Raw genomic sequence first — 13802 nt, 5'->3', positions numbered from 1 at the left:
TCCGTCGACACCCTGCCGGGTCGTGTTCCTGAACCCGTCGATTCTACAGGGCAGACCGCCGAAAGTGACGAAAGGCAGCAAGTCGTGAGCAACGCACAGGTGGGCACCACCGGAGTCCTGACCCGAGCCTGGTCGTGGTTGCCCACGACGGTCGACCGTCGGGTCCGGTTCATCGCCTGGGCGTCGTTCGTCTGCCAGGTGTTGCTCATCGGCACCGGCGGCGCCGTCCGGCTCACCGGCTCGGGCCTCGGCTGCCCCACCTGGCCCCGCTGCACGACGGACTCGTTCGTCAGCACGCCCGAGATGGGCATCCACGGTGCCATCGAGTTCGGCAACCGTCTGCTCACCTTCGTGCTCACCCTGGTGGTGATCCTCGCCTTCCTCTTCGTCCTGCGCCAACGGAAGGTCCGACGCGACTTCTTCTGGCTCACCCTGTTGCAGGGCCTGAGCATCCCGTTCCAGGCCGTGCTCGGCGGCATCACCGTCCTGACGGGGCTCAACCCCTACATCGTCGGGGCCCACTTCGTCGTCTCGATCGTCCTCGTCGGCCTCACGACGACGCTCCTCTGGCGCGTGCACCGGGGGCCCCGCGGTCACCACGCCGCGACCCCGCCCGGCTACGCGCGCCTGGTGCACGTCCTCGCCGCGGTCGTGGGCGTCACCGTCGTCGTGGGCGTGCTCACCACCGGCTCCGGCCCGCACGCGGGCGACGCGGCCACCCCGCGCAACGGCCTCGACCCCGCGATCATGGACCACGTCCACAGCTGGCCGGCCTACGCCACCCTGGCGCTGACCGTCGCCGTGGTCGCCTGGACGGTGGCGGCAGGTCTCCCCCGCCGCTTCCCCGTCGCGCTGCTGGCCGTCGAGCTCGTGCAGATCGCCGTCGGCATCACGCAGGCCCGCACGGGATTGCCTCCCCTCCTGGTCGGAACGCACATGGTGCTCGCCGCACTGCTCGTGGCCGCGACGACCGCCGTCGTGCTGTCCCTGCGCAACGACCAGGCCCCCGACGAGGTCGAGCCCATCGTCGAGGCCGCGGCCGTCCGAGCCTGACCGTCGGGCCCGTCCGGCCCGGGTCCGCCCCATGGGCGGCTACGGGCGGCGCATGACCGTGTCGACGGGGTCGCGGGCGATCTCGACGAAGCCGCTGCGTCCGTAGAGCGACACGGCACGGCTGCCCGTCAGCACGTCGAGCGTGATCGACCCCGGGGCGACCGACGCGATCGCCTCGGAGAGCAGGGTCGTCCCGATCCCGCGACCTCGCGCCTCCTCGGCCAGGTAGAAGTGCCGCAGCCAGGTCGTGTCGGCCTCGGGGTGCAGGGCGATGCACCCCAGGAGGCGCCGGTCGCCTTCGACGACGCGCGTCTCGTCAGCGCTGAACTCGCGCACGAAGCGCGCCCGGTGACGGGGTGGGTCCCAGATGCCGAGCCGCTCGAACTCGGGCCTCAGCACCCGGAGCTTGAGGTCGGACAACACGTCGAGGTCGTCCGGGCGCGCCGGACGGACCGACCACGCGATCGTGCCCATCGATCAGAAGGGCAGCAGCGGGTCGACGCCGACGGCGACGAAGAGCAACGTGAGGTACGTGATCGAGCTGTGGAAGACCCGCATCGGTCGGACCTCGGAGACGTGCTGGATGGCACGGCTGTAGAGGCGGTGGGACTCCCAGACGAACCAGGCGCCGCTGGCGAGGGCGACCACGGTGTAGAGCGCCCCCATGCCGGCGACGGGCACGAGGATCAGGGAGCACGCCACGGTTGCCCAGGCGTAGAGGACGACCTGCAGGCCGACGATGGAGCGACCCCGCACGACGGCGAGCATGGGGACGTCGGCGGCGGCGTAGTCGTCGCGGTACTTCATCGAGAGCGGCCAGTAGTGCGGAGGCGTCCAGAGGAAGATCACCATGAACAGGATGACGGCGGACCACGAGAGGTCGCCGGTGACGGCCGCCCACCCGATGAGCACGGGCATGCAGCCCGCGATGCCGCCCCAGACGATGTTCTGGGGGGTGCGGCGCTTGAGCCAGAGCGTGTAGACCACGACGTAGAACAGGATGGCCCCGAGTGAGAGGGCCGCCGACAACAGGTTGACCGTCAGGGCGAGCCAGACGATGGAGGCGACGCCGACCACGTACGAGAAGACCAGCGCCTCGCGGTCGCTGACGTCACCCGTGACGAGGGGGCGCCCCTGGGTCCGCTTCATGATGCGGTCGATGTCACGGTCGATGTAGCAGTTGAACGCCGACGCCGAGCCGGCGCTCAAGGCGCCGCCGATCAGCGTGGCGGCGACCAGCCAGAGGTTCGGGACTCCCCCCTGGGCCAGGAACATCGTCGGGGCCGTGGTGACGAGCAGGAGCTCCATCACACGGGGTTTCGTGAGGGCGACGTACGCTCGAGCCTTGCGACGGAAGCCCCGGGGTGACGTGTCGGGGCGGATGTCAACGGCTGCGGTCATGAGTCCTCTAACGAGACGAACGGTTTGCCCAGGAAGTCTAGGCGATGAACGTCGACGCTGACGGCGAACCCACCGCGGGATGCGGACGGCCACGGGGGGTTCGTCCCTATACTTGCAGGAGCTTGCCAGTCGCACGCCCTCTCGGTCCCCGAATCACCGGACGAACCGTCCTGATCACCGCCCCCAGCGTGTGTGCGACCCAGCCGACGACGTCTCGGCAGGCGCACGTCAGCGCGGGAGCGAATCGACCCCGCGCAGTTCGCATCAAGAAGGGTCAACTTCCAGTGGCAGATCTGCAATGGGAATCCATTGACAACAAAGCAGTAGACACGGTCCGCGTCCTCGCGGCCGACGCGGTGGAGAAGGTCGGCAACGGCCACCCCGGCACCGCGATGAGCCTGGCGCCCGCCGCGTACCTGCTCTTCCAGAAGGTCATGCGTCGTGACCCGAGCGACAGCACCTGGATCGGTCGCGACCGGTTCATCCTGTCGGTCGGCCACAGCTCGCTGACGCAGTACATCCAGTTCTACCTGGGTGGCTACGGTCTCGAGCTCGACGACCTCGAGGCCCTGCGCACCTGGGGTTCCAAGACCCCCGGCCACCCCGAGTACGGCCACACCGACGGCATCGAGATCACCACCGGTCCGCTGGGCCAGGGCTTCGCCAGCTCGGTCGGCTTCGCCTACGCGGCCCGCTTCGAGCGCGGCCTGTTCGACCCCGAGGCCGCCCCCGGGACGAGCCCCTTCGACCACTTCGTCTACGTCATCGCCGGTGACGGCGACATGCAGGAGGGCGTCACGAGCGAGGCCGCCTCGCTGGCCGGCCACCAGAAGCTCGGCAACCTCGTCGCGATCTACGACTCGAACCAGATCTCGATCGAGGACGACACGAACATCGCCTTCACCGAGGACGTCCAGAAGCGCTTCGAGTCCTACGACTGGGACGTCCAGGTCGTCGACTGGAAGAAGACCGGCGAGTACGTCGAGGACGTCGCCGAGCTGAACGACGCCATCGAGAAGGCCAAGGGCGTCACCGACAAGCCCTCGCTGATCATCCTCAAGACGATCATCGGCTGGCCGTCGCCCAAGAAGCAGAACTCCGGCAAGATCCACGGCTCGGCGCTCGGCGCCGACGAGGTCGCGGGTCTCAAGTCGGTCCTCGGGTTCGACCCCGAGAAGTCCTTCGACGTCGACCCCGCCGTTCTCGAGCACACGCGCAAGGCCGTCGAACGCGGCCAGGCCCAGCACGCCGAGTGGGACGAGAAGCTCGCCGCCTGGGCGACGGCCAACCCCGACAAGAAGGTCCTGCTCGACCGCATCCTCGCGAACGAGCTCCCCGAGGGCATCGAGGAGGCCCTGCCCGTCTTCGAGGCAGGCAAGGACGTCTCGACCCGCGCGGCCTCGGGCAAGGTCATCAACGCCCTCGCCGGCGTCGTCCCCGAGCTCTGGGGCGGTTCGGCCGACCTGGCCGAGTCCAACCTGACCACCATCACGGGTTCGAAGTCGTTCGTGCCGACCGAGTGGTCGACGGACGAGTGGAGCGGCGACCCCTACGGTCGCGTGCTGCACTTCGGCATCCGCGAGCACGCCATGGGCGCCATCCTCAACGGCATCACCCTGCACGGCAACACGCGCCCCTTCGGCGGCACCTTCCTGATCTTCAGCGACTACATGCGCCCGGCGGTCCGCCTCGCCGCGCTGATGAAGTCGCCCGCGATCTACGTCTGGACCCACGACTCCGTGGCCCTCGGCGAGGACGGTCCGACCCACCAGCCGATCGAGCAGCTCGCCTCGCTGCGGGCCATCCCCGACCTCGACGTCGTCCGCCCCGCGGACGCCAACGAGACCGCCTGGGCCTGGGCGACGATCCTCGAACGCCACCACGGCCCCGCCGGCATCGCGCTCAGCCGTCAGAACCTGCCCGTCTTCGAGCGTGGCACCGGCGACGCCGAGGGCGACACGTTCGCGTCGGCGAAGAACGTCGCCAAGGGCGCCTACGTCCTGGCCGAGGCACCGGGCGGCACGCCCGACGTGATCTTCGTCGCGACCGGCTCCGAGGTGCAGATCGCCGTCGAGGCCCGTGAGGTCCTGCGCGGCGAGGGCATCAACGCCCGAGTCGTCTCGGCACCCAGCATCGAGTGGTTCGACGAGCAGAGCGACGAGTACAAGGAGGCGGTCCTGCCGGCCGCCGTCAAGGCCCGCGTCTCGATCGAGGCCGGCGTGGCCATGCCGTGGCGCGGCATCGTCGGCGACGCCGGTCGCAGCGTGTCGATCGAGCACTTCGGTGCGTCGGCCGACTACAAGACGCTGTTCAAGCAGTTCGGCATGACGACCGAAGCCGCCGTCGCCGCCGCCAAGGACTCGATCGCCGCTCTCTGAGCGTCGACAGGAAGAAGAGAAGACACCATGACCGATTCGAACACCGCACAGCTCTCCGCCGCGGGCGTCAGCATCTGGCTCGACGACCTCTCGCGTGAGCGCATCAACGCCGGCGGGCTGCAGAAGCTGATCGCCGAGCGCAACGTCGTCGGGGTCACCACCAACCCCACGATCTTCGCCTCGGCCCTCGCCAAGGGCGAGGCCTACGACGACCAGGTGGCCCTGCTCGCGAAGACCGGCGTCAGCGTCACCGACGCCGTCTTCGAGATCACCACCGACGACGTGACGCGCGCCAGCGACATCTTCCGCGAGATCTACGACACGACGGGTGGCTTCGACGGCCGCGTGTCGATCGAGGTCGAGCCGGGTCTCGCGCACGACGCCCAGGGCACCATCGACCAGGCGGTCAAGCTCGCCGCGAAGGTCGGGCGTCCCAACGCACTCATCAAGATCCCGGCGACCGTCGAGGGCCTCGAGGCCATCACCGCCGTGATCGCCCAGGGCATCAGCGTGAACGTGACCCTGATCTTCAGCCTCGAGCGGTACCGCGCGGTCATCAACGCGTACCTGACCGGTCTCGAGCAGGCCAAGGCCGCCGGCATCGACATCACGCAGATCCACTCGGTCGCGTCCTTCTTCGTGTCGCGCGTCGACACCGAGATCGACAAGCGCCTGGACGCGGTCGGCACCGACGAGGCCAAGGCCCTCAAGGGCAAGGCGGGCGTCGCCAACGCCCAGCTCGCCTACGAGGTGTACCAGCAGGCGTTCGACACCGAGCGCGCCAAGGGCCTGCTCGCCGCGGGCGCCAACAAGCAGCGTCCGCTCTGGGCCTCCACCGGCGTCAAGGACCCCGCCGTCCTCGACACGACGTACGTCGTCGAGCTGGTCGCCCAGGACGTCGTGAACACGATGCCCGAGAAGACGCTCGAGGCGACCTTCGACCACGGTGAGATCCGTGGCGACACCATCAGCGCCTCCTACGCGTCGGCCAACGAGGTCATGGACGCGGTCGCGGCACAGGGCGTGTCCTACGACGACGTGACCGAGACCCTCGAGAAAGAGGGCGTCGAGAAGTTCATCGTCTCGTGGAACGAACTGCTCGACACGGTGACCGCAGCCCTCGAGGCCGCCAAGCCCGCCGAGGTCGCCAAGTGACCATCACCATCGCGGCCAGCGGCGACGCGGCCCAGGCGATCGAGACGGTCGTCCCCCAGCTGGTGAACGACCTCGTCGCGTCGGGCATCACGGCCCAGGACCCCAGCCTCTGGGGCCCCGAGGCCGAGGACGAGTCGGCCAAGCGCCTCGGCTGGACCGAGGCCGTCGTGGTCTCGACCCCGCTCCTCGACGAGATCGACGCCCTGCGCGACGAGCTCGCGGCCAAGGGCGTCGACCACGTGGTCCTCGCGGGCATGGGCGGGTCGTCGCTCGCACCCGAGGTCATCACGCGCACCTACGGCGTCGAGCTGACCGTGCTCGACGCCACCGAGCCCGGCCAGGTGCGCACGGCCCTCGCCGACCGCCTCGAGCGCACCGTGCTGGTCGTCTCGTCGAAGTCGGGGTCGACCGTCGAGACGGCGAGCCAGCGCAAGACCTTCGAGAAGGCGTTCACCGACGCCGGCATCGACCCCGTCGAGCGCATCGTCGTCGTGACCGACCCGGGGTCTCCCCTCGACGGCCAGGCACGCGAGGCCGGTTACCGGGTCTTCAACGCCGACCCCAACATCGGCGGGCGTTACTCCGCCCTGTCGGCCTTCGGTCTCGTGCCGTCCGGCCTCGCGGGAGCCGACATCCGCGAGCTGCTGGCCGAGGCGGACGCCGTCACGGTCGAGCTCGCCCAGGACCGGGCCGACAACCCCGGGCTGGTGCTCGGCGCCGTCCTGGCGGGGACGAAGCCGCTGCGTGACAAGATCGCGATCGTCGCCGACGGCACGCACATCGTCGGGTTCCCGGACTGGGCCGAACAGCTCATCGCCGAGTCGACGGGCAAGCAGGGCCGGGGTCTGCTCCCCGTCGTGATCGACGGGTCCGCCCCCGAGATCTCGGCCGGCCTGCACGACGTCCAGGTCGTCCGCCTCGTCGCGAACGCCGACGAGACCCGCGAGGTCGCACCGGGCGAGGTCGAGATCTCGGGCTCGCTCGGCGGCCAGATCATGGTCTGGGAGTACGCCGTGGCGGTCGCCGGGCGGCTGCTCGACATCAACCCGTTCGACCAGCCCGACGTCGAGTCGGCCAAGGTCGCCACGCGCGCGCTGCTCGACGACCGTCCCGAGCCGACTCCACCGGCCTTCACGGCCGAGGGCGTCGAGGTCCGTCAGGTCGGTGGCGTCGAGCTGGGCGACTCGCTCGAGTCCGCCGTGGCAGCCCTGCTGACGCACCTGGACGACGACGGCTACGTCTCGATCCAGGCGTACGTGGACCGCGTGGCGAACCCGCAGCTCGAAGGGGTCCGCGACCTCCTGGCGGCGCGCACGCAGCGTCCCGTCACCTTCGGGTGGGGCCCGCGCTTCCTACACTCGACCGGCCAGTACCACAAGGGCGGGCCGGCCAACGGCGTGTTCCTGCAGATCACGCAGGTGCCCGAGACCGACCTCGAGATCCCGGACAGCCCGTTCACCTTCGGGCAGCTGGTCCAGGCGCAGGCCGCGGGCGACGCGAAGGTCCTGGCCGAGCACGGTCGCCCCGTGCTCACGCTGACCGTGACCGACGTGGCCGCCGCGCTGCCCGTCATCACCGCCGCACTCCGCTGAGCCGAGAGGGCCGGCGTCCCCAGGGACGCCGGCCCTTTCGCCTTGCCCCCGGACGCCCCGTCCCGGCACGCGATGCCGGTCGTGGGCGACCTCGAACCACAGAACGGAAGTCCATGCCACCGGTGCCGATCACGCCGGAGTCCAACCCCCTCCGGTTGCCCTCCGACCGCCGCCTCAACCGCATCGCGGGCCCGAGCGGCCTCATCATCTTCGGCGTCACGGGCGACCTCTCGCGCAAGAAGCTCATGCCGGCCGTGTACGACCTCGCCAACCGTGGCCTGCTCCCGCCGGGGTTCGCGCTCGTCGGCTTCGCCCGCCGCGAGTTCGAGGGCCAGGACTTCGAGCAGGTCGTGTACCAGGCCGTCAAGGAACACGCCCGCACCCCCTTCGACGAGGACGTCTGGCGGCAGCTCAAAGAGGGCTTCCGCTTCGTGCAAGGCGTGTTCGACGACGCCGAGGCCTTCTCCCGCCTCAAGGACACCATCGAAGAGCTCGACCGTGAGCGCGGCACGATGGGCAACCACGCCTTCTACCTCTCGATCCCTCCCAAGGCCTTCCCCATGGTGACCGAGCAGCTGCGCAGCTCGGGTCTCGCCGAGGAGAAGGACGGGGCCTGGCGGCGCGTCGTCATCGAGAAGCCCTTCGGCAGCGACCTCACGACCGCTCGCGAACTCAACGCCGTGGTCGAGACCGTCTTCGAGCCCGACAGCGTCTTCCGCATCGACCACTACCTCGGCAAGGAGACCGTCCAGAACCTGCTGACCCTCCGGTTCGCCAACCAGATGTACGAACCGCTCTGGAACGCCAACCACGTCGACCACGTCCAGATCACCATGGCCGAGGACATCGGGGTCGGCGGTCGTGCGGGGTACTACGACGGCATCGGCGCCGCTCGCGACGTCATCCAGAACCACCTCCTGCAGCTGCTCGCGCTCACGGCCATGGAAGAGCCCGTGACCTTCGCGGCGCGCGACCTCCGGGCCGAGAAGGAGAAGATCCTCTCGGCGGTCCGTCTGCCCGCCGACCTCGCCACGGGCACGGCCCGGGGGCAGTACTCGGGTGGCTGGCAGGGCGGCGAGAAGGTCAGGGGCTTCCTCGACGAAGAGGGCATGGACCCCGAGAGCCAGACCGAGACCTTCGCGGCCATCAAGCTCGAGATCGCCACGCGACGGTGGGCCGGTGTCCCGTTCTACCTGCGGGCCGGCAAGCGCCTCGGCCGGCGGGTGACCGAGATCGCCGTGGTGTTCAAGCAGGTGCCCGAGAACATCTTTGGGACGCAGACCTCCCTCGGACAGAACGCCCTCGTGATCCGCGTGCAGCCCGACGAGGGCGTGACGCTCCGCTTCGGGTCGAAGGTGCCGGGCATCGGGACCCAGGTCCGCGACGTCACGATGGACTTCGGTTACGGGCACGCCTTCACCGAGGCCAGCCCCGAGGCCTACGAACGCCTGATCCTCGACGTGCTGCTCGGTGATCCGCCGTTGTTCCCCCGTCACGAGGAGGTCGAGCTCTCGTGGAAGATCCTCGACCCCATCGAGGAGTTCTGGGCCACGCAGGGACAGCCCGAACAATACCGACCCGGCACCTGGGGCCCCGCCTCCGCCGATGAGCTCATGGCCCGAGACGGCCGCACCTGGAGGCGTCCGTGATCGTCGACCTGCCCGACAGCACCATCAGCCGCGTCCAGAAGACGCTCGTCAAGATCCGGGAAGAAGGAGGCGCGGTCGCGTTGGGACGCGTCCTCACGTTGATCATCTCCACCAGTCTCGGTGACGAGGAGGAAGCCATCGAGGCGGCCAACGACGCCTCGCGTGAGCACCCGATGCGGGTCATCGTCGTGTCCACGGCGTCGGAGTCCGACCAGGTCGACGGGAGGCTCGACGCGCAGATCCGCGTCGGCGGTGACGCCGGTGCGAGTGAGGTCATCCTGCTGCGGGCCCACGGCGAGACCGCCAGCGACGAGGAGGGGCTCGTCACCGGGCTGCTCCTGCCCGACGCCCCGGTCGTGGCGTGGTGGCCCAAGACCGCTCCGAGCGTCGTGTCGGAGTCCCCCCTGGGACGCATCGCCCAACGGCGCATCACCGACGCCGCGAGCCAGCCGAACCCCCGTCAGTCGATCGTCGACCTCGCACGCAGCTACGCACCGGGTGACACCGACTTCGCGTGGACGCGGTTGACGTTGTGGCGTGCCCAGCTCGCCGCCGTTCTCGACCAGCCACCGTACGAGTCCGTCACCGAGGTGGGAGTGTCCGGCTCCCCCGACTCGCCGTCGACGCTGCTGCTCGCCGCCTGGCTGCGTCTGCAACTGCAGGTGCCGGTCGACGCCGAGCTGGCGACGAGGGCGACCGGCTCGAGCGGCATCCACGGCGTCCGACTCGTGCGCGCCTCCGGGTCCATCGTGCTCGAGCGCGACGTCGACGACGTCGCCACCCTCACGCAACCCGGCCAGCCCACCCACGACCTCGCCCTGCCACGCCGGTCGCTGCGCGACTGCCTGGCCGAGGAACTCCGTAGACTCGACCCCGACGACCTGTTCGGGAACGTCGTGAGACACGGGGTCGGCCAACTCGGCGAACCCGTCCAGAGCAACTAGAGCAGAAGAGAACCGTGACGAACGAACGCCGGGTGCTGGTCCACCCCGACAAACAATCGCTGGGCGCATCCGTGGCCGCCCGCTTCATCACCAAGATCATCGACGTGCTCGAGGAGCAGAACTACGCGTCGGTCGTCGTGAGTGGCGGTTCCGTCAGCACGTTGGTGCTGGCGGCCATCAACGCGTCTCCGGCACGCGACAGCGTCGACTGGTCGAAGGTGTCGATCTGGTGGGCCGACGAGCGCTGGGTGCCGGCGGGCGACGCCGACCGCAACGACACCCAGGCCGGCAATGACCTGCTCGACCACATCGGACTGTCGCCCGAGAACGTGCACCGGTTCGGTGCGGTGGGCGACTTCGACGACGTCGAGGCCGCTGCCGCCGCGTACCGCGCGGACCTGCTCGAGCACGCCCAGGCAGACGACGAGGCCCCGCGCTTCGACATCACGTTGCTGGGTGTCGGACCCGACGGCCACGTCGCGTCGTTGTTCCCCGACAAGGCGCAGATCCGGCAGACCGAACCCACGGTCCTGACCATCGACGACTCCCCCAAACCGCCGCCCGTGCGTCTCACGTTGAGCCTCCCGGTCATCAACAACTCGCAGCGCGTCTGGATGATCCTCGCGGGTGCCGAGAAGGCTTCCTCGTTGGGGCTGGCCCTGGCCGGCGCCGGTGCCGACCAGGTTCCCGTCGCCGGGGTGAAGGGGCGCAAGCGCACGGTCTTCTTCGTCGACCAGGACGCAGCGGCCGAGGTGCCCGAGAACCTCATCGCGTCGACGTACTGATAACCGGTCGGCCGCCCGCTCGTCGGGCATGACGAAGGGCCCTGCAGCGATCCGCTGCAGGGCCCTTCGTTCAATCCTGATCGGTCGAGCCCGGGAGGCTCACCCGGCGTCTCAGGCCTTGCCGCGCCGGACGCGCAGTTGTTGCAAAGCCTCTTCGAGGAGCTGCTCGGCCTCTTCTTCGGTGCGTCGTTCTTTCACGTACGCGAGGTGCGTCTTGTACGGCTCGAGCTTGGCGACCGTCGGCGGGTTCGCCTTGTCGCGACCGGCCGGGAGGCCGCTCGAGGGTGAGTCGACGGTCTCGGGGATCTCTTCGTCGGGAACGTTCGCCGCGAAGTGGCGGACGACCTCGTTGCCGAGGGCGTCCCAGTACGAGATGGTGATGCGCTCGGCGTGGAAACCACGGTCTTGCTCGCCCATGGGGCCCGCGCCGACGCGCGAGCCACGGATGGCGCTGCCGCCCGAGGCCATCAGCTGACCGCCGCGAACTTGGTGATGAGCCCGAGGACGACGATGCACGTGATCCAGACGAGCCCGAGGAACACCGTGATGCGGTTCAGGTTGCGCTCGGCGACACCGGAGGCCCCGAGGTTGCTCGTGACTCCACCGCCGAACATGTCGGACAGACCGCCGCCGCGCCCGCGGTGGAGGAGGATGAGGAGGGTCAGCAGGAGGCTCGTGATGCCGAGCAACACCTGCAGGATGACCTGGAGAATTTCCACGTAGGACCTTTCGATGCGGTGAGACCGCTGAACAGTATAACCGCGAGAGGCCGTCGCCCGCGGAGTCCGAGTCGGTGGGGCGCCGCTCGGCGGCACCCCACCGGCCTAGACCCCGACGTGCGCCTGGAAACGGACGATGCTGGCGAACTCGTCGACGTCGAGGCTGGCCCCGCCGACCAGTGCCCCGTCGACGTCGGGCTCTCGCATGAACGACGCGATGTTGGACGACTTGACCGATCCGCCGTAGAGGATGCGGGTGGCGGCTGCGGCGTCCGATCCCGCGACGTCGGCGAGAGCCGTCCGCAGGGCGGAGCAGACCTGGCCGGCCTGCTCGGCCGTGGCGGCCTGACCGGAGCCGATGGCCCACACGGGCTCGTACGCCACGACGATCTCGGCGGACGCGGGGACCTCGGCCAGAGCGGCCCGGAGCTGCGCCACGGGCACGGCGCTGGGGCCGTGCTGTTCGAGGTCGGCGGCGGTCTCGCCGACGCAGATGACGGGTACGAGTCCTGACCGGTGCGCCGCGGCGACCTTCGTGGCGACGACCCCGTCGTCCTCGGCGTGGAGCGTGCGCCGCTCCGAGTGACCGACCAGGACGTACCGGACGTCGAGCTTGGACAGGAACCGACCCGAGATCTCGCCCGTGTAGGCACCGGAGTCCTGCGCCGAGAGGTCTTGCGCGCCGAGCGCCAGCTCGAGCTTGTCGGCGTCGAGCAGGGTCTGGACGCTGCGCAGGTCGGTGAACGGCGGGAACACCGCGGCTTCCACCGACTCGAAGTCGTGCTTGGCGTCCTTGAGGGACCAGGCCAGCTTCTGGACGAACGCGATCGCCTGCAGGTGGTCGAGGTTCATCTTCCAGTTGCCGGCGATGAGGGGCGTGCGCGTGGTCACCATCCGAGGACCTCCAGTCCGGGGAGTCGTCTGCCCTCGAGGAACTCGAGGCTGGCTCCACCACCGGTGGAGATGTGGCCGAACTGGTCGTCGGAGAACCCGAGGGCTCGCACCGCGGCCGCCGAGTCACCGCCACCCACGACGCCGAGACCCGAGACGTGGGTGAGTGCCTCGGCGACGGTCTTCGTACCGTGTGCGAAGGCGGGGAACTCGAACACGCCCATGGGGCCGTTCCAGAAGACCGTCGACGAGGTCTGCACGATCTCGGCGAAACGGGCAGCCGTCTCGGGGCCGATGTCGAGCCCGAGGGCCTCGGAGCCCAGCGGCGAGGATTCGATGCCGTCGGCGGCGACCACGGCGTGCTCGGCGTCGGCGCTGAACGCCGAGGCGACCACCACGTCGACGGGGAGCACGAGGTTGACGCCTCGGCGCGCGGCTTCGTCGACGTAGCCCCTCACCCGGTCGAGCTGGTCCTTCTCGAGCAGGCTGCCGCCGACGGGGAGGCCCTGCGCGGCGAGGAAGGTGAAGAGCATGCCACCGCCGACCAACAGGTTGTCCACCCGTGGCAGGAGGTGCTCGATGACGCCGAGCTTGTCGGACACCTTCGACCCGCCCAGGACGACGGTGTACGGGCGCGTGGGGTTCTCGGTCAGCTTGTCGAGGACCTCGAGCTCGCGGGCGATCAGCGTGCCGGCGGCACTCGGGAGGATCGAGGCGAGCTCGTAGACGCTCGCCTGCTCACGGTGCACGACGCCGAAACCGTCCGAGACGAAGACGTCTCCGAGTTCGGCGAGGCGCTGGGCGAACTGCTGGCGCTCGGCGGCGTCCTTCGACGTCTCGGCCGCGTGGTACCGCAGGTTCTCGAGGACCACGATCTGGCCGTCCGCGAGGTCTCCGACGGCCGCGGCCGCCTCGTCCCCCACGGTGCTCGGCGCGAAGGCGACGCTCTTGCCGAGCAGCTCGCTGAGCCGCTGCGCCACCGGACGGAGGCTGTACTCGGGCTTCGCCTCGCCGTCGGGTCGACCGAGGTGCGAGATGACGGCGACCCTCGCGCCCTGGTTGATCAGCAGGTCGAGGGTCTCGAGGGAGGCGCGGATGCGCCCGTCGTCGGTGATCTCCCCGTCTTTCAAGGGGACGTTGAGGTCGCATCGGACGATGACGCGCTTGCCCGAGAGGGGACCGAGGGAATCGAGGGTACGCAGGCTCATGGGTTCGTTTCGGTAGGAGGACGGTGC

13 protein-coding genes are annotated in these 13802 nt (G+C 69.6%); 7 read left to right on the top strand and 6 right to left on the bottom strand.

Annotated features, from left to right (window positions below; translation table 11 throughout):
* Positions 1–84 precede the first annotated feature (84 nt).
* Entirely contained in the window at positions 85–1053 is a 969-nt protein-coding gene (locus AC3CCI_RS15300; RefSeq protein ID WP_354594196.1) for a COX15/CtaA family protein, read from the top strand.
* Between the two features lie 39 nt (positions 1054–1092).
* Here AC3CCI_RS15300 and AC3CCI_RS15295 read toward each other — a convergent pair whose 3' ends face one another.
* Positions 1093–1527, bottom strand: a complete 435-nt coding sequence (locus AC3CCI_RS15295; protein ID WP_488627690.1) for a GNAT family N-acetyltransferase — start codon at positions 1525–1527, stop codon at positions 1093–1095.
* A 3-nt stretch (positions 1528–1530) separates the two neighbouring features.
* Complete coding sequence (locus AC3CCI_RS15290) at positions 1531–2454, bottom strand: heme o synthase (protein WP_488627689.1); 924 nt, start codon at positions 2452–2454, stop codon at positions 1531–1533.
* A 284-nt stretch (positions 2455–2738) separates the two neighbouring features.
* On the opposite strand from AC3CCI_RS15290, the gene tkt reads away from it, so the two are divergent.
* The 6 genes from tkt (at position 2739) to pgl (ending at position 10957) form a co-directional block, all read left to right on the top strand.
* Complete coding sequence (gene tkt / locus AC3CCI_RS15285; RefSeq protein ID WP_354594199.1) at positions 2739–4832, top strand: transketolase; 2094 nt, start codon at positions 2739–2741, stop codon at positions 4830–4832.
* A 27-nt stretch (positions 4833–4859) separates the two neighbouring features.
* The gene (tal, locus tag AC3CCI_RS15280) at positions 4860–5987 is read left to right on the top strand and encodes a transaldolase (RefSeq protein ID WP_488627688.1); all 1128 of its coding nucleotides are present in this window, start codon (positions 4860–4862) and stop codon (positions 5985–5987) included.
* Entirely contained in the window at positions 5984–7579 is a 1596-nt protein-coding gene (locus AC3CCI_RS15275) for a glucose-6-phosphate isomerase (protein WP_488627687.1), read from the top strand. The genes tal and AC3CCI_RS15275 overlap by 4 nt, the downstream gene beginning before the upstream one ends.
* A 113-nt stretch (positions 7580–7692) precedes the next feature.
* The gene (gene zwf, locus AC3CCI_RS15270) at positions 7693–9228 is read left to right on the top strand and encodes a glucose-6-phosphate dehydrogenase (protein ID WP_488627686.1); all 1536 of its coding nucleotides are present in this window, start codon (positions 7693–7695) and stop codon (positions 9226–9228) included.
* Entirely contained in the window at positions 9225–10172 is a 948-nt protein-coding gene (locus AC3CCI_RS15265; protein ID WP_488627685.1) for a glucose-6-phosphate dehydrogenase assembly protein OpcA, read from the top strand. The genes zwf and AC3CCI_RS15265 overlap by 4 nt, the downstream gene beginning before the upstream one ends.
* Positions 10173–10186: 14 nt before the next feature.
* Complete coding sequence (pgl, locus tag AC3CCI_RS15260; RefSeq protein WP_488627684.1) at positions 10187–10957, top strand: 6-phosphogluconolactonase; 771 nt, start codon at positions 10187–10189, stop codon at positions 10955–10957.
* A gap of 111 nt (positions 10958–11068) precedes the next feature.
* Here the strand turns inward: pgl and AC3CCI_RS15255 are convergent, their stop codons facing one another.
* From AC3CCI_RS15255 to AC3CCI_RS15240, 4 genes are all read right to left on the bottom strand, one after another.
* Complete coding sequence (locus AC3CCI_RS15255) at positions 11069–11425, bottom strand: RNA polymerase-binding protein RbpA (protein WP_043595011.1); 357 nt, start codon at positions 11423–11425, stop codon at positions 11069–11071.
* Complete coding sequence (gene secG / locus AC3CCI_RS15250; protein ID WP_043595012.1) at positions 11425–11676, bottom strand: preprotein translocase subunit SecG; 252 nt, start codon at positions 11674–11676, stop codon at positions 11425–11427. Before secG ends, AC3CCI_RS15255 begins: the two co-directional genes overlap by 1 nt.
* Before the next feature lie 105 nt (positions 11677–11781).
* Entirely contained in the window at positions 11782–12570 is a 789-nt protein-coding gene (tpiA, locus tag AC3CCI_RS15245; RefSeq protein WP_488627683.1) for a triose-phosphate isomerase, read from the bottom strand.
* On the bottom strand, positions 12564–13775 hold the full coding sequence (locus tag AC3CCI_RS15240) for a phosphoglycerate kinase (protein ID WP_488627682.1): 1212 nt from the start codon (positions 13773–13775) through the stop codon (positions 12564–12566). The genes tpiA and AC3CCI_RS15240 overlap by 7 nt, the downstream gene beginning before the upstream one ends.
* Positions 13776–13802: the final 27 nt, after the last annotated feature.

The sequence above is a fragment of the Frigoribacterium sp. CF331 genome, from assembly GCF_057787905.1.
The sequence above is the reverse complement of the archived record's forward strand: the minus strand, read 5'-3'. Positions and strand labels throughout refer to the sequence as shown.

Bases quoted from the DNA above. Each gene is read 5' to 3' on its own strand.
- tal (WP_488627688.1), top strand. From the start codon at position 4,860: ATGACCGATTCGAACACCGCACAGCTCTCCGCCGCGGGCGTCAGCATC.
- zwf (WP_488627686.1), top strand. From the start codon at position 7,693: ATGCCACCGGTGCCGATCACGCCGGAGTCCAACCCCCTCCGGTTGCCC.
- tpiA (WP_488627683.1), bottom strand. From the start codon at position 12,570: ATGGTGACCACGCGCACGCCCCTCATCGCCGGCAACTGGAAGATGAAC.
- AC3CCI_RS15240 (WP_488627682.1), bottom strand. From the start codon at position 13,775: ATGAGCCTGCGTACCCTCGATTCCCTCGGTCCCCTCTCGGGCAAGCGC.
- AC3CCI_RS15290 (WP_488627689.1), bottom strand. From the start codon at position 2,454: ATGACCGCAGCCGTTGACATCCGCCCCGACACGTCACCCCGGGGCTTC.
- AC3CCI_RS15255 (WP_043595011.1), bottom strand. From the start codon at position 11,425: ATGGCCTCGGGCGGCAGCGCCATCCGTGGCTCGCGCGTCGGCGCGGGC.
- AC3CCI_RS15295 (WP_488627690.1), bottom strand. From the start codon at position 1,527: ATGGGCACGATCGCGTGGTCGGTCCGTCCGGCGCGCCCGGACGACCTC.